This window comes from Microcoleus sp. CAWBG27, from assembly GCF_020883145.1.
GTDB lineage: Bacteria > Cyanobacteriota > Cyanobacteriia > Cyanobacteriales > Microcoleaceae > Microcoleus.
Genome location: NZ_JAHREU010000024.1, coordinates 37,588 through 59,245, shown reverse-complemented (window position 1 = coordinate 59,245; position 21,658 = coordinate 37,588). Strand labels below are relative to the sequence as shown.

The window sequence follows — 21,658 nt, the reverse complement described above, 5'->3', positions numbered from 1 at the left end:
CCGCATCAGGTTTGTAGTGAGGACTTTAGTCCGCATCAGGTTTGTAGTGAGGACTTTAGTCCGCATCAGGTTTGTAGTGAGGACTTTAGTCCGCATCAGGTTTGTAGTGAGGACTTTAGTCCGCATCAGGTTTGTAGTGAGGACTTTAGTCCGCATCCATAACTAGGACTAAAGTCCTTACTACAAACCAATATGATTGCGTTCATTCTATGGAAAATGAGATAATTTGCGATCGAATAGGGTGCGCCAAAGAGCACCTTACAACTATCAGTTCAAAAACCCGGTTTTTTAGTGAGCGAGTGCGATCGCAAACTAATTTAGATATATTTAAGGAGAGGGAACTTGTGGCCTAAAATTGCTACTTCCTTTATAACCGGATAGAATAGCAAGTTTTTCCAAAGATAGCCTACCGGTGTAATATTTACCGCGAATTTCCCAAGTGGGATAAGCTTTAATATTAGCTGCCTTACACAAATCTGGTTGAGCATCTTTACCTCTGGGATCGCACTCAATGTAAGTAATCGCGGTAAATGCTGGTAAGCCGAAAAGTTCTTGTTGCGTGTGACAGTGCGGACACCAGTAAGCACCGAACATTCTAGCTTTGATAGTCTGCAAATGGGCTGCTAAAGCTATTTGATCCGGCACGGATTCGCTAGTAATCGGCGGGCCTTCTTGTTCGATGACAGGTAATTTGGCAGGAGCAGGAGGCGGAGGAGGAGGGAGGGTTTGTGCTAAAGTTTGAGTAGATTTGTTGCTGAAACTGAACTGTGCAATTCCTCCGTCTGCTTTGGTACTGCCGAAAATGCCCAAAGTTAGGAAAATTGCGATCGCACAAAAGTTAAATTTGCTTAGTCTCATCTGGGATTTCATCTGGGATTTGCTAGGATTTTGCGAGCTTGATTCATAGCCTCTACAGCATTGTTTACCACAAAAATGTTAAAATTGCCTAAGCTTTTAAAGAAAAGTTGACTTTCGGCGTTCTCATTTAACAAGATAACTTGCTTGTGAGCTTTGAGGGCGAGGGCAATTTCCGAAGCAGTACCCGTGCCCATACCGCAGGCAATTATGACATCTGAAGAAAGAATGTTAATGTTATTTCTGGCATTTCCCATATCGGTGACAATGGCAATATCAACTGCTTCAGAAATGCCGCGAGTATCGTTTCCCGGAAGGATACCGACTGTTAAACCGTTACCAGCTTTTGCTCCTTTGTTGGCCGCCTCCATGACGCCGACATTTCTGCCACCAGTTAGCAATATCCATCCAGCTTCGGCGATGAGTTGTCCGAGTTGATAGGCATTTTCTAAGTCAGTTGATGTGGCACTTTCGCCCGGGCCCATGATACCGATGATAATTTTTTTCATAGTTTATGGGTGAGTATATTGCATTTTTGAAATTGCCAGATCCTTTTTTCATTTTATTATTAAAAGATTACTGGCTGTAAGAATTGACAAAAAATGGCAAAATCTGCCATAATTAAGATAACGAGTTAAATGAGGTAAGTAATAACCGTGACAAGCATGAATATTTCTCTGCCTGACTCTATGCGAACTTATATAGAAGAACAGGTAGCCCAAGGTGGTTACAGTACAGCTAGCGAGTATTTCCGCGAGTTAATTCGCCAAGACCAAAAACGCAAAGCTTCAGAACGTTTGGAAGCGATGTTATTAGAGGGCTTGGAATCTGCAAATCCTACGGCGATGACGGAGGAAAATTGGATGGAGATTCGTCAAGCTGTGCGATCGCGCATTTCCCAGAATCAGGGGTTGCAGGAATAAAAATGACCTCGTTCCAAAAACGTCCGCAAGTTATCCGCGAGTTGATTGAATTAGCTACTTACCTTAAAGTATATGCTATGTTGTCATTAAAAAAGTGAAAAATAACATGAGTGTCGCCCAAAATCCTGAAACAAAGCTGATGGAAAAAATCCGCAGTTTACCGCCAGATAAAATCACGGTATTAGAAGATTTTATCGACTTCCTATTAACGCGAAGTGAAGCTCGTCTTCTCGTTTATACAGCGACTAAACTCTCAGAAGCAGCTTTTGCTAAAATTTGGGATAACCCAGAGGATGCGGAATATGACGAGTTATAATTTTGGTGATGTGGTTTTAGTTCCGTTTCCTTTTACCGATCAAACTACAAATAAAAAACGTCCAGCAGTTGTGATTAGTTCTGACGTTTATAATGTAGAATATCCCGATCGCATTCTGATGGGTATAACGAGTCAAGTTAGCAGTAGCCCGAAAGTCGGTGATATCACGATCGCAGATTGGCGAGGGGCTGGGCTTCTAAAAGCGTCTATGATTAAGCCTGTTATTACGACAATTGAGGTGCAACTGATTATCAAAAAACTGGGAAGGCTTCAAGATGTAGATATCCAGTCTTTGAAAGAGGGATTGATTGGAATTATAGGTAATAATTGAGCGATCGCCCTTCTGAATTGTTAGAAAGGGCGATCGATCTTTTTTAACCGCAGATGGACGCAGATTAACGGGGATGTCAGAAGGGCGATCGATCAAGGACTAATGGAAACAACATCCCCAGCATCATTAATGCGAACTGCGGAACCTGCTGGCAGCGACGATATCATAGTGCTAACTTGTCTCATTAAAGGTACAAGATGGTCGGGTCTCGTACTGCTAGAATCTAACACCACAATTGTAATAGCACGATTTGCTAAATTTTGTTGATAGGGAAGATTTTTATCAGCCGTGATAAAAACATCAAAAGGATGATTCTCCGATCGATCCAGAATTTCCCTGTCTTTTAGCCCTCTCCACCCCATATCATAAACATTGCTGATTGAATGACCCTCGTCTAAGAAAGGCTGCTTGAGTTTTTGACTCAAAAGATTTTCATCAAGCAATATAAGCATTTGAATCACTTTCTAGCGAGAGCATCATCTTAGTGAGATTTTCTAGCACTTTAATTGCTTGACTTTCTAGGTAAGGAAAATCATTAATAAATTCTGTGAAACCGCTTTCACCTTCTAGGTAATCGAAAAAAGTTTTTAAGGGAACGCGAGTTCCGACAAATACGGGGACACCGCTCATAATTTCTGGATCGCGGTGAATAATTCCTTTTCTTTGCAGTAATTCTTCTATTTTCACGGGCTTTACTCCTTTATATCAAAAGAAGTGGGCAAGTCTAGCTGTAACTGATCGGTAATTATATCATAATTTAGAAAAAGAGATCGCCATTCTGAATTATTAGAAAGGGCGATCGATCTTTTTTGACCGCAGATTAACGCGGATTAACGCTGAGGTAAGAAGGGCGATCATTCATTTTATGAATGACGATCGCCCTTTTGGTCTAATATGAATGATCATGACCTTAACTAAGCATGACACCTCAGCAGAAGTTTGAAATTATCTTTACACGGCCAGTATTCCAGCATCTCGCAGCGATCGATCGCAAGTATTATTCATTAATCCGCAGTACAGTAGAAGAGCAGTTAAGCTATGAACCAGAGGTAGAAACGCGCAACCGCAAACCGCTAGTCGAACCTTCTGAACTAGGTGCTACTTGGGAGTTGCGATTTGGACCGAGTAATCGGTTCCGAGTGTTTTATGAGACTAACCTTGATACCTATGAGGTTTATATCTTGGGAATTGGGGTAAAAGTTGGCAATCAGTTATTCATAGGAACAGAGCAGACTGAATCATGAAAATAGTTTCTTTAGCTGAAATTATAGCAAAATTTGCTGATTACTTGAGTGCCGATCGCGGAGAGCCAATTTTAATTACTGAAAATGGTCAACCAGTAGCGGCAATGACTTTAATTAAAGATCCTGAAGCTCTGGAGCGTTTCTTGTTGGCTAACAATCCAAAATTCAATCAAATTTTGGATAAATCTCGGCAAAGTTTGAAAGAAGAGGGAGGATTGAAGTCGGAGGATTTCTGGAATTTAGTGGATGAATGAGCTTTGTTGGAGACTCAAAAAAGTAAACTTAAGAAAGATCGATCGCCCTTCTGAATTATTAGAAAGGGCGATCGATCTTTTTTGACCGCAGATGGACGCAGATTAACACAGATGCAAGAAGGGCGATCGATAGTTTGATGAATTATGGGCGATCGCCCTTCTGAATCTAGCTGAGAAAGGACGATCGCCTTTGTCTGCCATATTCCGCACCCTCAACAGTCAGAATAGCTATACAAATAAAGTCCGACAGGAAATTAATTCCCTGTCGGACTTTATCAAAACCGGATTTCTTAGCTACTTTTTCCCGTTTGGATTGACAGATCGTACTTATATAATGCAGCGCCAATCCTTCAGGTTATTGTTAGATAAAGAAATTCGTAACGGGAATGCTGCCCAAAGCGGGTAACGTCCCGGTAGATCCGGTTAAGTTGATAACTAAATCGTTACCAGCCTGAAAACCAGCAGTACCATCATTAATCACAAGGTAAGTACCGGCGATCGAAGCCGTTGTGACTGTAACTAAAGCAGCGCTATTAATTCCGAGAGCTTGGTTTCCGGCTAATGCTCCATTAGCATCGGTAAACACTTGAGTTACAACATTTTGTAAGGTAGTAGCAGCGCTGTTAGCAGCACGGCTAAAGCTACTGGGCGCATTCATCGCGGCTCCACCTTGAGTCAGCAAGTCGATTTTATCACTGCCGATCGCTAAATCGGTAATGCGATCGCTCCCGGATACAGGGGATTGTCCAAACTGGAAGAGGAAGGTATCCGCACCCGTACCACCCGTTAGAGTATCTTGACCGGCCCCCCCGTTGAGCGTATTATTGGCCGCGTTACCTGCAATAGTGTTGCCTAAGCCGTTGCCCGTGCCGTTAATCGCCGTAGTGCCAGTTAAGGTAAGGTTTTCCACTTCTGCCGGTAAGGTGTAGGTGACAGAAGATTGCACCAAGTCGGTTCCTTGAGCTGCAAGTTCAGTGACGACATCTCCGACACTATCGACAACATAAATATCGTTCCCCAATCCACCTTTAAGTTGGTCGTTTCCGAGCCCTCCATCTAAAAGATCGTTATCATTGCCACCATCTAGGGTGTCGTTTCCTGCACCCCCGTTGAGGGTGTCGTTGCCGGCTAATCCATTGATGATATCTGCATTGGCAGTTCCGGTTAAGTTATCAGCGCCAGCAGTGCCATTAATAGCCGCGGTCCCCTGAGTTTTGAAATTCCAAGTGCTATTTCCGGTAATACCAGCATAATTGTTGCCAGCAATATCTTTAATTGCACCGTTGGCAATTTCCACGTAATAATCAGTGCCTTGCCCTAAATCTGCTGTGGGATTAATCGTGAGTTGAGTACCGCTAACTGTGACATTAGCAGCAGTTGCCGCGATGGTTTCTACAACTGAATTATCAGACAGTTTCTTGATAACAAGATTGCCAGTGCCTTTTTTAATGGCTTCGCTGAAGTTGACAACTAAGTTAGCACCAACGGCAACGCCTGTGGCATTATCGACGGGAGTGAAACTGCTGGCTGTGGGTGCGATGGTATCGGCTGGTGCAACAGTTTTGAAATTCCAAGTGCTATTTCCGGTAATACCAGCATAATTGTTGCCAGCAATATCTTTAATTGCACCGTTGGCAATTTCCACGTAGTAATCAGTGCCTTGCCCTAAATCTGCTGTGGGATTAATCGTGATTTGAGTACCGCTAACTGTGACATTAGCAGCAGTTACCGCGATGGTTTCTACCACAGAATTATCAGACAGTTTCTTGATAACAAGATTGCCAGTGCCTTTTTTAATGGCTTCGCTGAAGTTGACAACTAAGTTAGCACCAACGGCAACTCCTGTGGCATTATCGACGGGAGTGAAACTGCTGGCTGTCGGTGCGGTTGTATCGGCAGTAATAACTGTTCCTGTTCCTTGGAAGGTATAACCAGGAGAAGTATTTTTACTACTAAAGTTGACCTTGGCATTACCTGTAGTAAAAGTAGGTAACGCAGTGAAGTTGGCTTTGTATAGGGTGGTCGGTGAAGCCACGTTTGGCCAAGCTGCACCAGAGAAATTCAGCCAAGCCACATTAATTACTTTATCAGTGGAGGCGTCGTTATCTTCATCCAGGGTGTCTGTTTCTGGAGTACCGATAGTAGGTGCTACGGGAGTTGACAATACCCCTGGATTCGCAAAATTGACAAAATTAAGCTTAGAAGAGTCGTAGTGCAGTTTAAATCCGAAGGAGGATGCCAGGGTGCTGTTGTTATCCGATGTAGAATACCTGGCATCAATTGCAACGGAACTACCCGGAGCTACATTCTGAGTGGTGGCGATCGCGGTAATATTTTGGGTAGCGCCACTATTAGTAATTACGCTATTACTAGATGCAGGGGCTGTGGGCAGATAGGAGCTTAAGAATTGCTGAATCTGAGTCGCAGTAGTGCGAGTAGCACCAGTACCAATGACTCCATTAGTTAGGGTAGTACCAGTAAAACCAAACAGATATCGAGCAATCAAAACCCCGTCCGTGGCTCCCTGTGCAGTACCGTTGCCATCGGCATCTAGCATCGTCGTCCGACCATTTTCTAGGTAAGTTTGTATGTCTGTAGCAGTAGTGCGAGTAGCACCAGTACCAATCGCCCCATTCGTGAGGGTAGTACCAGTAAAACCAAACAAATGGCGTGCAATCAAAACCCCGTCGCTGGCTCCCTGGGCTGCATTATTACCATCAGCATCTAAACTGACCGGTGGTGCCAGAGTCAAGACTGCGGATGTGGGTGAAAAGCTATATCCAGGGGAGGCGTTATTACTGCTAAAGTTAATGTTTGTGCCTGTGTAAGTGGATGATGCCGTGAAGTTAGCTTTGTATAAGTTAGCGGGTAGAGGAGTATTCGGCCAAGCCGTACCAGAGAAATTCAGCCAAGCCACATTAATTACTTTATCGGTGGCGGGGTCATTATCTTCGTTCCCGGTGTCTGTCTCTGGAGTACCGATAGTCGGCGTTACGGGAGATGACAGCGGATTCGTAAAATTGACAAAGTTGAGTTGTGAGGAGTTGTAGTGCAGCTTAAATCCGAAGGAGGATGCTAGGGTGCTGTTGTTATCGGATGTCGAATATTTGACATCGACTCCAACGGAGTTATTTGGCCTGAAGCCTTTGGTAGTTTGATTTCCGGCGGTAGCACTATCAAAATCAGGTGTAATTGTCTGTAGTAGCCCGCCGACGGTTTTGAAATTCCAGGTGCTATTGCCAGTAATACCAGCATAATTGTTGCCAGCAATATCTTTAATTGCACCGCTGGCAATTTCCACGTAGTAATCAGTGCCTTGCCCTAAATCTGCTGTGGGATTAATCGTAAGTTGAGAGCCACTAACTGTGACATTAGCAGCAGTTGCCGCGATGGTTTCTACAACTGAATTATCAGACAGTTTCTTGATGACCAGATTGCCAGTGCCTTTTTGGATAGCTTCGCTGAAATTGACAACTAAGTTAGCGCCAACGGCAACTCCTGTGGCATTATCGGCGGGGCTGAAACTGCTTGCTGTGGGTGGGGTGATATCGGCAGCGGTGGCAGTTGTGAAATTCCAAGTGCTATTTCCGGTAATACCAGCATAATTGTTGCCAGCAATATCTTTAATTGCACCGTTGGCAATTTCCACGTAGTAATCAGTGCCTTGCCCTAAATCTGCTGTGGGATTAATCGTGAGTTGAGTACCACTAACTGTGACATTAGCAGCCGTTACCGCGATGGTTTCTACAACCGAATTATCAGACAGTTTCTTGATGACCAGATTGCCAGTGCCTTTTTGGATAGCTTCGCTGAAATTGACAACTAAGTTAGCACCAACGGCAACTCCTGTGGCATTATCAACTGGAGTGAAACTGCTAGCTGTGGGTGGGGTTGTGTCTGAAGGGGTTGTGGCGTTTTTGTACAGTTTAGAGATGTTGCCTGAACTTGAGTAACCAGTCAACAGGAAATCCTGTTTGCCGTCTCCGCTGTAGTCTGCCCAGGCCACGGAACTGCCGTAAACACCAGGAAGGGAAATACTGGTATCTTCAGTAAAACCACTGCCCGTGTTTTTGTACAGTTTAGAGATGTAGCTGCCTGAACTTGTGTAACCAGTCAACAGGAAATCCTGTTTGCCGTCTCCGCTGTAGTCCGCCCAGGCCACGGAACCGTAGCCAACACCAGGAAGGGAAGTACTGGTATCTTCAGTAAAACCACTGCCCGTGTTTTTGTACAGTTTAGAGATGTAGCCTGAACTTGAGTAACCAGTCAACAGGAAGTCCTGTTTGCCGTCTCCACTGTAGTCTGCCCAGGCCACGGAACTGCCGTAAACACCAGGAAGGGAAATACTGGTATCTTCAGTAAAACCACTGCCCGTGTTTTTGTACAGTTTAGAGATGTAGCCTGAACTTGAGTAACCAGTCAACAGGAAATCCTGTTTGCCGTCTCCGCTGTAGTCTGCCCAGCCGACGGAACCGTAGTAAACACCAGGAAGGGAAATACTGGTATCTTCAGTAAAACCACTGCCCGTGTTTTTGTACAGTTTAGAGATGTAGCCTGAATTTGAGTAACCAGTCAACAGGAAATCCTGTTTGCCGTCTCCGCTGTAGTCTGCCCAGGCCACGGAACTGCCGTAAACACCAGGAAGGGAAATACTGGTATCTTCGGTAAAACCACTGCCCGTGTTTTTGTACAGTTTAGAGATGTAGCCTGAATTTGAGTAACCAGTCAACAGGAAATCCTGTTTGCCGTCTCCGCTGTAGTCTGCCCAGGCCACGGAACCGTTGCTAACACCAGGAAAGGAAATACTGGTATCTTCAGTAAAAGAGCCTGAACTTGGGTTGCTACTCAAAGCATTATTAACGTTTAACCGACCTCCTGAAACAGTCTTACCACTCAAAGCGGAAATAGGATCGGTTGTTTGCAGCAGCTTGTCTTTAACTTGCTGTGCTGTCCAAGTGGGATTTTGAGACCATAGCAACGCCGCCGCCCCGGTGACATGGGGAGATGCCATTGATGTCCCAGAGATAGTATTGTAGGTAGAGTTAGGCCAGGCGCTATAGATATCAGAACCGGGTGCTCCTAAATCAACACTGGTGGCTCCATAGTTGGAGAAATAGGAGAGTCCATCGGTGCGGGTGGTTGAGGCAACAGAGATAATATTAGATAGGTTGTAGCTGGCAGGATAAACAGGAGCTGCATCATTGTTATTTCCATAATCATTACCTGCTGCTGCAATAAATAAAGCTCCCTGTTGTCCGGCAGTATTGATGGCATCGGATAGGGCTTGACTGTTGCCTCCGCCACCCCAAGAGTTATTAGTAAGTTTGACTCCCTTCGCCGTTGCATAGTTAATTGCCAAAATCGCGCCGGATGTATCGCCCGAACCAGCATCACTGAAAAACTTAAGTGGCATAATCTTGGCATTCCAAGCAACCCCTGTCACTCCAACGCCATTATTCCCTTTTCCGGCAATGGTTCCCGAAACATGGGTACCATGTCCGTTCACATCCATTGGGTTATTATCGTTATTGCCAAAATCCCAGCCACGAGTGTCATCTATATATCCGTTATTGTCGTTATCGATGCCATCTCCGGCGATTTCCCCTGGATTTGTCCAGATATTGCCCACTAAGTCGGGGTGGTTGTAATCAACCCCCGTATCAATAACGCCGATAACTAAGTTGGGGTTTCCTTTTTGAATATCCCAGGCTTCCGGGGCATCGATGTCTGCATCGGCTGTTCCCCCACTTTGACCTGTGTTGTTGAGTCCCCATAATTGGGAATAGCTAGGGTCATTGGGAGTTGTGGCTTGGGGTGTAATTGTGGCTAATTTTTCTTGAGCAGGACTCGTTTTTTGGATATCTTCAAGGGTGATGATATAATCCGGCTCTATGTATTCAATGCGGGGATCGTTCTTATAAGCGGATATTGTTTGTTCAACCTTTCCTGAAGGAATCTGCCAAATGTCAATCCCAAGTTCTGAGGCTTTGGTGACGTTGGTCACTCCGATTTCTGCATACAAGCTGGTAATTTGAGTTGAATTTGTGGTGGGTCTCAGTTTGACTATTACACGATTGGGGTTAAAATTTGTAGCCATGATATCGTATTTTTTCCTTTTTTTCTGGGTGGTGGTTACTTTTGTCTCGCGTTTACAAATGCACGCAAATTCAACTGAAGAGCCAAAGTTTAGAAAGTCGTTAAACTCGCTTCACTTTCGGTCGCTATGTATCTATGAGCACTGCCCCGGAGTCTTGACATTTAGTTGCAAAACTTTACACAGGGTGTGCGATCGCCCGTAGAACATGACACTGTGAGAATTTTATTTTGTAAATATAAAATTTATACCGCTCAATTTTCTAGAACCACCGCACATTGGCGTAGTTTTTCATACTCATGTATGTAGTTAAGTTTTGCTTACTTCACAAGAATAATATTCGTTATTAGAAGCCACCACATCAGCAATATGTCTAAAGAGTCTAGGCCAATTGGCTTAGTAGGTAAGTATATTTACGTAGCTGAAGCGTAAAAAAGGAGGAAGAAGCGATCGCTCCTCCCCCCGGGATGTACGCAGGGCTGTTTCATTCTCAGGTAAATCATCGTTTTGTAGGGGCGGTGGATGGTGCGTGCCCGCCCTCATGGCTTAAATCGATGTGAATCTCTTCTGTCAAGCTTCAATCATTCGAGTTTCACATCAATTACCTGCGGAACAAGCCCAACAATCAACTAAAAAATCTCCCCAACAATCATTCCCGCCAATATCACAAATCCCACCCAAACATTTTGGCGAAAGATTTCACCGTAAACAGGCTTGGGAATATCGGCTTTTCGCAGTTGACTGTACTGCAAAAACCACAAAATTGCCGCCACACAAATTGCTATCCAAAAACCGACGTGCAAGTGCAGATTGATTCCCATTGCTGCCAATAAACCTACAGTACCAACAAAGAAAAAACCCACAGCATTAGTTACGTTATCCCCGAAAAAGATAGCGCTGGAATTGACGCCCACACGCAAGTCATCTTCTTTGTCGCTCATGGCGTAAACTGTATCAAATCCCATCGTCCACAACACTACAGCGCCCCACAGCAACCAAGTTGCTAATTCTAATTTATTAACGGCGGCACTCCAACTAATTAAAACTGCAAATCCCCAGGCAATTGATAACACTAATTGCGGCACTGGGAAAAATCTTTTTGCTAGCGGGTAGCAAATAATTACTGGTACGGCGCCAACGCATAGCCAGAAGCTTAAAGGATTGAGATAAAATGCGAGAATCGCGGCGCAAGCAAAGGAGATTAAGGCAACTCCTATTCCAGTTTGCACTGTTAGGGCGCGGGATGCTAGGGGGCGCGATCGCGTTCTTTCTACTTCAGGATCGATATCGCGATCCCACAAGTCGTTGATCACGCATCCCGCCGCACTTGTTGCTAAGGTGCCCAACACTATCACACCTACCAATGCTGCGGGCGGCTTTCCCTCTGCTGCTAAAAAGACGGCCCACAGGGCTGGAAGCATTAAAATTAGCCGCCCTGCTGGCTTGTCCCACCTCAAAAGCTTCACGACGGTTAGTAATGTGGATTCGGTTTGGCGATCGGGCTCTTGAAGCATTTTAATTTTAGGTTTTAGATTTTTAACATTAAATGTTATCAAATTTTAGGCAAAATCACCTACTATAGCGGTTCTCAAAAAAGTGATGTATGTCCCGATGCCCTCTTTGCCCCATGCCCGATGCCCGATGCCCGATGCCCTAATTCCCGATTTTTGCTGATTTAATATCCTGCTTAACTGGATTCGTGAAATAATTATAAATATCTGTCAACCCCGATACACTCCAATGGTTAATTCACTTGCTGCTGCGGAGTCAAATCGCATTATTGCCGCTATTGATATGGGTACTAACTCGTTTCACATGGTGGTGGCGCGGATCGATCCGAAATTGCCTGCGTTTGCGATTATTGCTAGAGAAAAAGATACGGTTCGGTTGGGCGATTGCGAGGCTAAAACAGGGTGTTTGAAGTCAGAGGTTATGCAAAGGGCGATCGCAACTTTGCGCCGTTTTCAAGGTATTGCTAAAACTTTTAATGCAGAACAAGTTATAGCTGTGGCTACCAGTGCGGTTCGAGAAGCTCCTAACGGGCGGGATTTTCTCAAACAAGTTGCTGATGAGTTAGACTTGAATGTGAGCTTAATTTCCGGACAAGAAGAAGCCCGGAGAATTTATCTCGGCGTACTTTCGGGTATGGAATTTAACAATCAATCGCAGGTGATTATTGATATTGGTGGCGGTTCTACGGAGTTGATTTTAGGAGATAGTTCTGAACCGCGCTGTCTGACGAGTACCAAAATTGGTGCTGTGCGCTTAACAGGAGAATTTGTCAAAACTGACCCGATTAGCCGAGAAGAGTTTGCTTATTTGCAAGCTTATATTCGGATTTCGTTGGAAAGACCGATCGACGAATTGCGATCGCAATTCAAGATAGGCGAAGATCTGCGCTTGATCGGCACTGCGGGAACCATCGAAACTCTGGCTGCAATTAACGCTCGCGAAAAGTTGGGAACAGTTCCGAGTCCGCTGGCTGGATATCAGCTAAGTTTAAAAGATTTGCGCGAGCTAGTCAATCGTTTCCGCAAGCTTTCCTACTCCGAAAGGCTGGCGATTCCCGGAATGTCGGACAAGCGGGCGGAAATTATTCTCGCCGGGGCGTTGATTTTGCAAGAAGCGATGGCACTATTAGGCATGGAATCGCTCACGGTGTGCGATCGATCTTTAAGAGAAGGCGTCATTGTTGACTGGATGCTAAGTCGCGGTTTGATTGAAAACCGCTTGCGCTATCAAGGTTCAATCCGCCAGCGCAGTGTTCTGCACATGGCCCAAAAATATCAAGTTAACTTACAACAAAGCGAAAGAATCGCAGAATTTGCCCTAAATTTGTTCGACCAAACCCAAGGAATTCTGCACAATTGGGGAAGTGAAGAAAGTGAGTTACTGTGGGCGGCATCGATTCTCCACAACAGCGGTTTGTACGTCAGCCATTCGGCCCACCACAAGCATTCCTACTATTTAATTCGCAATGGTGAATTATTGGGATACACTGAAACTGAGATTGAAGTAATTGCCAATATAGCTCGCTATCACCGCAAAAATCCTCCGAAAAAGAAACACGAAAATTTTGTCATTTTGCCTAAAAGATACCGAGAAGTCGTTAGTAAATTGCATCCATTCTTGCGGTTAGCTGTGGCTTTGGATAGGCGGCAGATTGGGGCGATCGCTGATTTCAAATGCGAACACCGCCCGGAAGTTCGAGAATTTCACCTGCGGCTGCAACCACTCAATCCTGGTGACGATTGTGCTTTGGAACTTTGGAGTTTAGATTATAAAAAACCGTGTTTTGAGGATGAGTACAATCTCAAATTAGTAGCGACTTTAGAACCGACTCTCGTTCCTGTTTAAATACAAGGTAGAGCAACTATAGGGTGCGTCAGACGAAAATTATCTGTCTGTCGTCAAAATATTCCGTCTTGACGCACCCTACAATAATTAACACGCCCGTAGGGTGCGTCAGTCGCAGATTATCTATCTCTTGTCAAAAAAATCAGTCCTGACGCACCCTACAATAACGATAATAACCGTAGGGTGCGTCAGGCGAAAAAATTAGCAATGTCAGAAAACATTCAGTCCTGACGCACCCTACAATAACTAACGACTACTAACTCAATATTATGTCGAACTACCGGAGAGCCACCATAGACGGAGCAACCTACTTTTTTACCCAAGTCACTTATCAAAGAATTCCTTGGCTGTGCAGCGATATTGCTCGCGAATCTTTACGAAAATCCATACTCCGAGTCCAGCAACTTTACCCTTTTTCAATTGAGGCAATTGTTTTATTGCCAAATCACATACATTGTATTTGGACACTACCAGAGGGTGATAACAATTATGCAACTCGTTGGAGATTTATTAAAACTTTTGTCACACATGAATGCGCTGATAAATTAGGAATACAAGCCGAAATTAGCGAATCTAGACAAAAACGGAAAGAAAGAAATCTTTGGCAGCGAAGATTTTGGGAACATTTAATTAGAGATGAAACAGACTATGCTAATCATTGCAATTATATTCATTACAATCCAGTCAAACATGGTTTATGCCAGTCCCCCAAAGATTGGCAATATTCTAGCTTCCATCGATTTGTTGCCGAAAGCATTTATCCTGAAGATTGGGGAGCAAATGACATCCCAGATATTCCGGCACATATTGGTCACGAGTAGTGAGTCCGTAGGGTGCGTCAGCCGAAGATTTTCTGTCTATCGTTTACAATTTTTACAACTGACGCACCCTACAATAACTAACCGTAGGGTGCGTCAGCCGAAAATAATCTGTCTCTTGTCAAAAAAATCAGTCCTGACGCACCCTGCAATAACTAACCGTAGGGTGCGTCAGTCGCAGATTCTCTGTCTCTCCTTCCAATTTTTACAACTGACGCACCATACAATAATTGCCAATTTGAACATTTTAATATAAAATAGACAAATGTCAAATCCCTTGCTTTCCCTCAACTACGAACCCGCCCTCGAATCCCTCGGTGGCGACTACTTTGATGAAGTCCCGGCGGCAGATTTTCCGCAGCACATCCTCCGTTTCCGCAACGATCGATTATTGCCGACATTGGGCTTAGATCCCGCACAAGTAACCGACGATGATTTCATTCAAGCATTCGGCAAATTTCACTGCGTGCGTCCCTTTCTCGCACTCCGCTACCACGGCTATCAATTCAACGAATACAACCCTAATTTAGGCGACGGTAGAGGCTTTTTGTACGGCCAAGTTCGCGGCACTGATGGTAGGCTTTACGACTTCGGCACTAAAGGTTCCGGCCGCACTCCCTACTCGCGCAGCGCTGATGGTAGACTCACTCTCAAGGGGGGAGTTCGCGAAGTTTTGGCGGCTGAAGCTTTGCACCGATTGGGAGTTCGCACGTCTCGCTGTTTTAGTTTAGTTGAAACGGGTGATGCTTTGTGGCGGGGCGATGAACCTTCTCCGACGCGATCGTCCGTGATGGTGCGTTTTAGCCACTCTCACATCCGCTTTGGCACTTTTGAAAGGCTAAATTATATCCGTCGCCCGGACTTAATTAAAAAACTTTTAGATTTTGTCATTGAATATTATTATCCTGAACTGCATCTAGAAGCTAGCAATTCTGGTATTTCACCGGAAGAAAAGTATGCGCTATTTTATGCGGATTTAGTCAAGCGTGTAGCCGAATTGGTCGCTCAGTGGATGGCGGCAGGTTTTTGTCATGCGGTGCTGAATACTGATAATATGTCGATTACTGGTGAAAGTTTTGATTACGGGCCTTTTGCGTTTATTCCGACTTATAATCCGAAGTTTACAGCAGCTTATTTTGACTATTACGGTCTTTATGCTTACGGCAATCAACCGTTTATTTGTCACGGAAATTTGGAGAAGCTTCAGCAACCGCTAGCTGCGGCGATTCCTCAAGTTGATATGGATGCTGCTTTGGCTAAGTTTGGTGGGTATTATAATGCTACTTACCGACAGTTGATGCTCAATAGGTTGGGATTTGAGGATTTGTCTGAGGCTGATGGTGATGAGCTTTTGAAGCTGACAATTAAGATGCTGGCGGAGTCTCAAGTTGATTATCATGATTTCTTTTTTCAATTGCGAAGACAGTTCGATCGCACTTGGCGAGATGATGTCAATCAAATCTTTAGCGAGGCGGAACCCGCGGAGTTGTTAGCACCTTGGCGGGAGTTTTATTTTCACGTTTTGCAAGGTTTGTCGGCGGATGATATGGATAAGATGGCGGATAGGTTGCGGAAGCACAATCCGGAACAATCGCTTTTGAGGCCGACGATTGAGGCTGTTTGGGAACCGATCGCTCTTGAGGATAATTGGCAACCTTTTTATGATTTGGTTGAGCGAATTCAAAATCCAGAAGGTTAGTAAGGTACGTTGTTGCGATGAAAGCGCTCTTTGCATATATCTATGAAAGAGCGGATTAAAATCTTCACAAGGTACGTAGTTGCGCTTTAGCGCTCTTTTGGATATATACAAGAAAGAGCCGACTAAAGTCTTCACAAAATATGTTATTGCGATAAAAGCGCTATTTGCATATATAAGAAAGAGCGCTGAAGCGCAACTACGTACCTAATAATTATTTGAGTTTGTCAATCTCAAATTGTGCGTCTTTGTAACCGCCGGTAAGTCCTTGATCGAGAAAGATTTTGCCCGCTTTTTCTAAGTCGCTAATTGCTCCTGCTTTGTCTCCTAAGGAGCGGCGTACCATGCCTCTACCGTAGTAAGCACCAGCATAATTCGGATTGATCCGAATGGCTTGCACGTAATCGCCGATCGCACTATTGGAATTATTTAACTGCTGGTAAACCTTGGCCCGATTGGCGTAAGCTTCAGCATCGTTGGGATTGAGCCCGATTGCTGCGGTAAAATCTGCGATCGCCCCCTGTGTATCCCCCCCGGCACTGCGAGCTAAACCGCGATTGCTAAAAGCATTATAATCCTTGGGATTTAGTATTGTCGCTTGAGTGCAATCGGCAATTGCTTTCGGGTAATCCTTCAAATTTAAATAAGCAATACAGCGATTGTTATAGGGAACCCCATCTTCTTCGCTTAGCGAAATTGCCTGAGTGCAATCGTCAATTGCCGCTTGATGAGCTCCCAAATTCAACTGCGTGCTGCAACGATTCGCGTAAGCATCTCCACTCTTGGGATCGATCGCAATTACCTGACTGTAATCCGCCAATGCTCCCTGATAATCTCCTAGGTGAAAGCGCGCTCTCCCCCGACTGTAGAAAGCATCCACATTCTGAGCATCGAGCTTAATTGCCTCAGTATAATCTCCAATCGCCCCCTGCAAATCGCTGCTCCCAGCCCGAGCCAACCCCCGTGAATGATAAGCTTTAACCAAGTTCGGCTGCAACCGAATTACTTCGCTTAAATCCCCAATTGCCGTCTTGTAATCTTGCATTTCTAAATAAGTCACTCCTCTTTCATAGTAAGCATCAACATCGTTGGGCTGGAGCTTCAAAACCTGAGTGTAATCCTCAATCGCTCCGCGCTTGTCGTTGAAATCGCGACGGGCCAGCCCCCGGTTAAAATAAGCCTTAAAATATTGAGGATTGAGAGCGATCGTCTGAGAATAATCGGCAATTGCTTCTTGATATTTTTTTAAATCATAATTAGCATTACCCCGCTGATAAAAACTCTCACCATTGTTAGGATTTAATTGGATTGATTTGTCAAAAGCCTGCAAAGCTGCTGCCGCATCTTGATTGCGAGACTTTGCTACTCCCTTTTCGTAATATTCCTTGGCTTTGATCGGATTCGGGCGGCTGCAATAATTAAACAGAAATACCATAGCAATCGCCCCGCAGCCAGCGAATATCAGCCACCAAAACCGACTTCCCAAACCTGAAGAAAAAGTATTGGAAGACAGTAAGCTCGACGGAGAAATATTTTTATTTTGAGCCGTATTTCCAGGCTCTTGGCGGTGTTTCAGCTTGCTGAGAGCGGCCAAAACTTCCTCAGCCGATGGATAGCGTTTGCTAAATTGGTGGCAGACCATTTTGTCAATTATATTTGCCAGTGCCGGAGAACATTGAGTTCGGTTTCGCCAAACAATTTCCCCAGTGTGAGAAGGACTCGGATCTTGCAATTTTGGCAAATCCGTACCGGGCAAACCAGTGATAGCTTGGATCGCCATCATCCCGACGGCATAGAGGTCGCTGCTAAATTGCGGGTTGCCTTGAAATTGTTCGATCGGCATATAAGCCGGAGTTCCCGTCGCAATTGTGCGCGGAAATTCTGTATCGTACTCGCTGACGTGATTGGCAACTTCTTTAACCGAGCCGAAGTCAATTAAAACTAATTTGCCGTCTGGTTTGCGGCGGATTAAGTTGGACGGGTTAACATCGCGGTGAATCACTCCCTGAGAGTGTACGAAGGCGAGAACTTTTAACACTTCTTCCAACAGATCCAGCACTCTTTCTTCCCGCCAAGGTTGACCGGCCACAATTTCCCGATTGAGGGCGTGACCGGGTACAAATTCTTCTACGAGGTAGAATTGATTGCCTTCTTCAAAATAAGCGAGTAAAAATGGAATTTGATCGTGTTTTCCCAGTTTTTCTAATATTTCTGCTTCTTGTTTAAATAATCGGTAAGCTGTTTTGAGAACTGTGGAAGTGTTGCTGGGAGGGCGCAGTTGTTTGACTACACATTGAGGGTGACCGGGGCGGCGAGTATCGACTGCTAAATAAGTTTGTCCGAAGGCTCCCGAGCTGAGGATTTGGACTACGCGATAACGCCTGTCTAAAAGTTGACCAACCATGTTCATATCGGAATTTGAGAAGTGGTAATTGGTAATTGGTAATTGGTAATTGCGAATTGGTAACTGGGAAGGAGGAGTTGGTAATGGGTATTTCGTAATTGGTGATTTTGGCTGTTTCCTTTTTTGTTCTTGATTTTTCATTTTTGCTAATCACAGTTGGCAGTTGGCAGTTGGCAGTTGGCAGTTGGCAGTTGACGGTTGACGGTTGACGGTTGACGGTTGACGGTTGACGGTTGACTGATAACGGTTGACGGTTGACGGTTGACGGTTGACGGTTGACTGATAACGTTCGCGAGCTGGGACAGCACTACTGACTAATGACTGATTACTAATGACTGATAACGTTCGCGAGCGGGGACAGCACTACTGACTAATGACTGATTACTAATGACTGATAACGTTCGCGAGCGGGGACAGCACTAATGACTAATGACTAATGACTAATGACTAATGACTAATGACTAATGACTAATAACCAATAACCAATAACCAATAACCAATAACCAATAACCAATGACTAATGACTAATGACTAATGACTAATAGTTTATTTAGAATCTTTGATCTGTGCTTGTGCGTTTTGAAAACCATCGGCTCTTCCTTGTTCTAGAAACAGTGTTGCAGCTTTCTGAAAATCCTCGATCGCCCCAGCCCGATCTTTGAGTTGGCGGCGGACGAGACCTCGGCTGTAAAAAGCGCTAGCATTGTTGGGGTTGAGCCGTAGCGACTGAGCGAAATCCTCAACCGCTAAAGGGTAATTTTTGAGATCTGAGTAAATAGTACCGCGATTGCTGTAAGCTACGGCATCGCTGGGGTTGAGCTTAATTGCTTGAGTGAAATCTTCGACAGCCCCCTGCTTGTCTCCCGAAGCCTCGCGAGCTAATCCTCGATTGCTGTATGCTTTGGGATTGTTGCTGTTGAGTCCGATCGTCAAACTGCAATCTTCGCTGGCCTTTTGAAATTGCTTTAAATTCAGATGAGCAATGCAGCGGTTGTTGTAAGCTGCTTCATCTTTGGGATCGAGGCGAATTGCTCGGCTGCAATCTTCAATCGCTTTGTCGTAGGTTGCTAAATTTAAGTAAGCGCTGCACCGATTGGTATAAGCATCAACTTGGTTTGGTTCCAATTCGATCGCCCTACTGTAATCTTCCATCGCTCCTTGATAATCTGCTAGATTAAAGCGCGATCGACCGCGACTGTAGTAAACCCCAGCTTCCTTGGGGCTAATTTGAATCGCTTGGGTAAAATCCGCCATTGCTCCGGTTTTGTCGCCGTCGGCCGATCGAGCTAAACCCCGATTGCTGTATGCTGTAGCATCGTTGGGATTGAGCCGAATTGCTTGGGTGTAGTCTTCAATTGCCGCGCGGTAGTCGGCCAAATCGTAATAGGCTAAACCCCGCTGATAATATATGTCACCGTTGTTAGGATTGAGCCGCAATACTTGGGTAAAATCTTCCACAGCCCCCCGCTTGTCGCCGGTGTCGCGGCGGGCCAGAGCTCGATTGTAGATGGCTTTGGTGTGGCTGGGATTGACTTTAAGTGCTTGGGTGTAATCGGCAATTGCTTGCTCGGTGGCGCCCATGTCGTAGCGAACGTTAGCCCGCTTGTAGAAAGTTTCGGCATCGCTGGAATTGAGGGCGATCGCTTGAGTATAATCGGCGATCGCGCCTGTTTTGTCACCTTGCTGCGCCTTCACAACACCGCGGGCGAACAATTCTTTGGCCCTCGCCGGACTTTGACTGTGCCAAAAGTAAATTATCAGTGCTGTCAATATCGAAGCTGCGGCTATGGCTGCAAACAGCAACAGTTTGGTTGGGCGCTGTCTCGGCTGAAATTGATTTATCGTGTCGGTGATGATGGTGGCTGGCGATCGCCCAGACTCGGATTTTACCGTGATTTGTTGGAGGTCTGCCAAAACTTCGGTGGCTTCGTGATAGCGTTCCTCGCAGTCGGAGCGCACCATTCGATCGATAATATCTGCTAGAGCCGCCGAACAAGTCGCCCGATCGCGCCAGGAAATTTTGCCTTGGCTTTTCAAGGCACTCAGTTCCTCGGGCGATAGTCCCGTTACCGCAAGCTGGGCGATCGTACCTAGAGCGTAAATGTCGCTATTGTAGCGGGGGTTGCCTTGCGATTGCTCGATCGGCACATATAATGTTTCAGCAGCCAACTCCGGTTTTTTTCCCAAAGGCTTTTTAACAGAGTTTGGGGATGTTGGCGCCAACAAATGAGAATTAACGAGCTCCGGGTTAATTTCTTTGTCTAAGCTAAAGTCAACCAACACAAATTTGCCGTCTGACTCGCGTCGAATTGTTCTGTCTGGTTGAATTCGGCGGTGGATGAAACCGTTGGAGTGTATAAACACCAAAACTTCTAATATGCATGATAGCAAAGCAATTACTTGGTCTTGTGCCCAAGGTTCACCAGGTATTAGTTCTTGGCTTAAAGGTTGACCGGCAATAAATTCTTCTATTAAGTATAAACTTTGGTTTTCCTCAAAATACGCCAATAATTCGGGAATTTTGTCGTGTTTGCCCAATTTTTCTATTATTTCTGCATTTCTTTGAAATATAATTTTGACTAATTCTGGAGTTTGCGAATTTGTGCCGAGGAGCCGCATTTCTCTAACCGTGCATTGCGGATAACCGGGACGGTGAGTATCTGCTGCTATATAAGTTTTTCCCACTTCACTTGAGTCTGTGACTTTAATGATGCGGTAACGTCTGTCGAGAAGTTGACCAATCATGCTCTGCCCTCTACCCTGTTAATGTTCGATTATCGCATGAAACCAGGATAGCAAAAAGATTTGGCGGACTAATTTTTTAAGTTCGATCGCGTCGTCACTCGCGCCCAAAAACGGAAGGAGCATCTCATTTTTGTAAAAAGCATTTTTTCTTTGAGCGCAAGCGTCCCCGCTCGCGTATTGTACAATACGCGAGCTCCCGACAGCACTATAAATACAAAAAATACAAAACTGAGATGCTCCCAAAAACGGATACTTGCTTTCGGACACTCGTCGCCCGCTGCTCAAAATTTCCGACTTTTGTTCAATCTGTAGATTCACTGCGCCGCAAGTCAATCTAAAATCTAAAATCTACAATCTAAAATCGACTGAATGGGACTTTCTGGGCGCTCCAGATGGAGGGGTTCGCTAACGGATTGGCGATCGCACTCAAGCGCGGCGGCCACCCTGTTTTAAGATCTTGGAAAAACCTCTCTGAAATTGTTTATCCTGTCTAATGAGATGAGATATATAGCCTTTTTCAAAAAGATGAGGTATGACTGAGAACTTACATAACCATCCAGACTAGAGGGCCCAAGCCCAACAACGTCCGCGAATCTTTCTGAGAACCGCTATAGCCTTTCT

At 45.0% G+C, this 21,658-nt stretch carries 17 protein-coding genes; 8 read left to right on the top strand and 9 right to left on the bottom strand.

Annotated features, from left to right (window positions below; all coding sequences use genetic code 11):
• Positions 1-327: 327 nt before the first annotated feature.
• Both QZ938_RS15495 and QZ938_RS15490 read right to left on the bottom strand, forming a co-directional pair.
• Positions 328-858: a hypothetical protein gene (locus tag QZ938_RS15495; protein ID WP_293147423.1), complete on the bottom strand. Its 531-nt coding sequence runs from the start codon at positions 856-858 to the stop codon at positions 328-330.
• 8 nt (positions 859-866) lie between these two features.
• Positions 867-1,364, bottom strand: a complete 498-nt coding sequence (locus tag QZ938_RS15490; RefSeq protein WP_293147425.1) for a TIGR00725 family protein — start codon at positions 1,362-1,364, stop codon at positions 867-869.
• 156 nt (positions 1,365-1,520) lie between these two features.
• Between QZ938_RS15490 and QZ938_RS15485 the strand changes: the two genes are divergently transcribed.
• The 3 genes from QZ938_RS15485 to QZ938_RS15475 all read left to right on the top strand — a co-directional run bounded on the left by QZ938_RS15485 (position 1,521) and on the right by QZ938_RS15475 (position 2,425).
• Positions 1,521-1,778 carry a type II toxin-antitoxin system ParD family antitoxin gene (locus QZ938_RS15485; protein ID WP_293354347.1) on the top strand — a complete coding sequence of 86 codons (258 nt, stop codon included), beginning with the start codon at positions 1,521-1,523 and terminating at the stop codon, positions 1,776-1,778.
• 106 nt (positions 1,779-1,884) lie between these two features.
• Positions 1,885-2,094: a toxin-antitoxin system, antitoxin component, Xre family protein gene (locus tag QZ938_RS15480; protein WP_293147427.1), complete on the top strand. Its 210-nt coding sequence runs from the start codon at positions 1,885-1,887 to the stop codon at positions 2,092-2,094.
• Positions 2,081-2,425 carry a type II toxin-antitoxin system PemK/MazF family toxin gene (locus QZ938_RS15475; protein ID WP_293147429.1) on the top strand — a complete coding sequence of 115 codons (345 nt, stop codon included), beginning with the start codon at positions 2,081-2,083 and terminating at the stop codon, positions 2,423-2,425. The genes QZ938_RS15480 and QZ938_RS15475 overlap by 14 nt, the downstream gene beginning before the upstream one ends.
• Before the next feature lie 92 nt (positions 2,426-2,517).
• On the opposite strand, the gene QZ938_RS15470 is transcribed toward QZ938_RS15475, so the two are convergent.
• Entirely contained in the window at positions 2,518-2,877 is a 360-nt protein-coding gene (locus QZ938_RS15470; protein ID WP_293147430.1) for a DUF5615 family PIN-like protein, read from the bottom strand.
• Complete coding sequence (locus QZ938_RS15465; protein ID WP_293147432.1) at positions 2,861-3,112, bottom strand: DUF433 domain-containing protein; 252 nt, start codon at positions 3,110-3,112, stop codon at positions 2,861-2,863. Before QZ938_RS15465 ends, QZ938_RS15470 begins: the two co-directional genes overlap by 17 nt.
• Before the next feature lie 233 nt (positions 3,113-3,345).
• Here QZ938_RS15465 and QZ938_RS15460 point away from each other — a divergent pair, with 233 nt between their 5' ends.
• Positions 3,346-3,669 carry an addiction module toxin RelE gene (locus tag QZ938_RS15460; RefSeq protein WP_293354345.1) on the top strand — a complete coding sequence of 108 codons (324 nt, stop codon included), beginning with the start codon at positions 3,346-3,348 and terminating at the stop codon, positions 3,667-3,669.
• A complete protein-coding gene (locus tag QZ938_RS15455) occupies positions 3,666-3,923 on the top strand; it encodes a type II toxin-antitoxin system Phd/YefM family antitoxin (RefSeq protein ID WP_293354343.1) in 258 nt (85 codons plus the stop codon). Before QZ938_RS15460 ends, QZ938_RS15455 begins: the two co-directional genes overlap by 4 nt.
• Positions 3,924-4,284: 361 nt before the next feature.
• On the opposite strand, the gene QZ938_RS15450 is transcribed toward QZ938_RS15455, so the two are convergent.
• Positions 4,285-10,020: an Ig-like domain-containing protein gene (locus tag QZ938_RS15450; protein WP_293365575.1), complete on the bottom strand. Its 5,736-nt coding sequence runs from the start codon at positions 10,018-10,020 to the stop codon at positions 4,285-4,287.
• Positions 10,021-10,646: 626 nt separating this feature from the next.
• Complete coding sequence (locus QZ938_RS15445; protein ID WP_293147442.1) at positions 10,647-11,531, bottom strand: 4-hydroxybenzoate solanesyltransferase; 885 nt, start codon at positions 11,529-11,531, stop codon at positions 10,647-10,649.
• Between the two features lie 226 nt (positions 11,532-11,757).
• Here QZ938_RS15445 and QZ938_RS15440 point away from each other — a divergent pair, with 226 nt between their 5' ends.
• The 3 genes from QZ938_RS15440 to QZ938_RS15430 all read left to right on the top strand — a co-directional run bounded on the left by QZ938_RS15440 (position 11,758) and on the right by QZ938_RS15430 (position 15,891).
• A complete protein-coding gene (locus QZ938_RS15440; protein WP_293348368.1) occupies positions 11,758-13,374 on the top strand; it encodes a Ppx/GppA phosphatase family protein in 1,617 nt (538 codons plus the stop codon).
• A 269-nt stretch (positions 13,375-13,643) separates the two neighbouring features.
• Positions 13,644-14,195, top strand: a complete 552-nt coding sequence (locus QZ938_RS15435; protein WP_293348365.1) for a transposase — start codon at positions 13,644-13,646, stop codon at positions 14,193-14,195.
• Positions 14,196-14,457: 262 nt separating this feature from the next.
• On the top strand, positions 14,458-15,891 hold the full coding sequence (locus tag QZ938_RS15430) for a YdiU family protein (protein WP_293348362.1): 1,434 nt from the start codon (positions 14,458-14,460) through the stop codon (positions 15,889-15,891).
• 211 nt (positions 15,892-16,102) lie between these two features.
• Here the strand turns inward: QZ938_RS15430 and QZ938_RS15425 are convergent, their stop codons facing one another.
• The 3 genes from QZ938_RS15425 to QZ938_RS15415 form a co-directional block, all read right to left on the bottom strand.
• Entirely contained in the window at positions 16,103-18,433 is a 2,331-nt protein-coding gene (locus tag QZ938_RS15425) for a serine/threonine-protein kinase (RefSeq protein WP_293348359.1), read from the bottom strand.
• Between the two features lie 5 nt (positions 18,434-18,438).
• Entirely contained in the window at positions 18,439-18,600 is a 162-nt protein-coding gene (locus tag QZ938_RS15420; protein ID WP_293348356.1) for a hypothetical protein, read from the bottom strand.
• A 238-nt stretch (positions 18,601-18,838) separates the two neighbouring features.
• Positions 18,839-21,037 (bottom strand): tetratricopeptide repeat protein, encoded by a 2,199-nt coding sequence (locus QZ938_RS15415; protein WP_293348353.1) that lies wholly within the window; start codon positions 21,035-21,037, stop codon positions 18,839-18,841.
• Positions 21,038-21,658 lie beyond the last annotated feature (621 nt).

Excerpts from the sequence above, each read along its gene's own strand:
- QZ938_RS15490 (WP_293147425.1), bottom strand. The coding sequence starts at position 1,364 with ATGAAAAAAATTATCATCGGTATCATGGGCCCGGGCGAAAGTGCCACA.
- QZ938_RS15415 (WP_293348353.1), bottom strand. The coding sequence starts at position 21,037 with ATGATTGGTCAACTTCTCGACAGACGTTACCGCATCATTAAAGTCACA.
- QZ938_RS15435 (WP_293348365.1), top strand. The coding sequence starts at position 13,644 with ATGTCGAACTACCGGAGAGCCACCATAGACGGAGCAACCTACTTTTTT.
- QZ938_RS15455 (WP_293354343.1), top strand. The coding sequence starts at position 3,666 with ATGAAAATAGTTTCTTTAGCTGAAATTATAGCAAAATTTGCTGATTAC.
- QZ938_RS15475 (WP_293147429.1), top strand. The coding sequence starts at position 2,081 with ATGACGAGTTATAATTTTGGTGATGTGGTTTTAGTTCCGTTTCCTTTT.
- QZ938_RS15485 (WP_293354347.1), top strand. The coding sequence starts at position 1,521 with ATGAATATTTCTCTGCCTGACTCTATGCGAACTTATATAGAAGAACAG.
- QZ938_RS15430 (WP_293348362.1), top strand. The coding sequence starts at position 14,458 with ATGTCAAATCCCTTGCTTTCCCTCAACTACGAACCCGCCCTCGAATCC.
- QZ938_RS15495 (WP_293147423.1), bottom strand. The coding sequence starts at position 858 with ATGAGACTAAGCAAATTTAACTTTTGTGCGATCGCAATTTTCCTAACT.
- QZ938_RS15450 (WP_293365575.1), bottom strand. The coding sequence starts at position 10,020 with ATGGCTACAAATTTTAACCCCAATCGTGTAATAGTCAAACTGAGACCC.
- QZ938_RS15425 (WP_293348359.1), bottom strand. The coding sequence starts at position 18,433 with ATGAAAAATCAAGAACAAAAAAGGAAACAGCCAAAATCACCAATTACG.
- QZ938_RS15480 (WP_293147427.1), top strand. The coding sequence starts at position 1,885 with ATGAGTGTCGCCCAAAATCCTGAAACAAAGCTGATGGAAAAAATCCGC.
- QZ938_RS15445 (WP_293147442.1), bottom strand. The coding sequence starts at position 11,531 with ATGCTTCAAGAGCCCGATCGCCAAACCGAATCCACATTACTAACCGTC.
- QZ938_RS15440 (WP_293348368.1), top strand. The coding sequence starts at position 11,758 with ATGGTTAATTCACTTGCTGCTGCGGAGTCAAATCGCATTATTGCCGCT.
- QZ938_RS15460 (WP_293354345.1), top strand. The coding sequence starts at position 3,346 with ATGACACCTCAGCAGAAGTTTGAAATTATCTTTACACGGCCAGTATTC.
- QZ938_RS15470 (WP_293147430.1), bottom strand. The coding sequence starts at position 2,877 with ATGCTTATATTGCTTGATGAAAATCTTTTGAGTCAAAAACTCAAGCAG.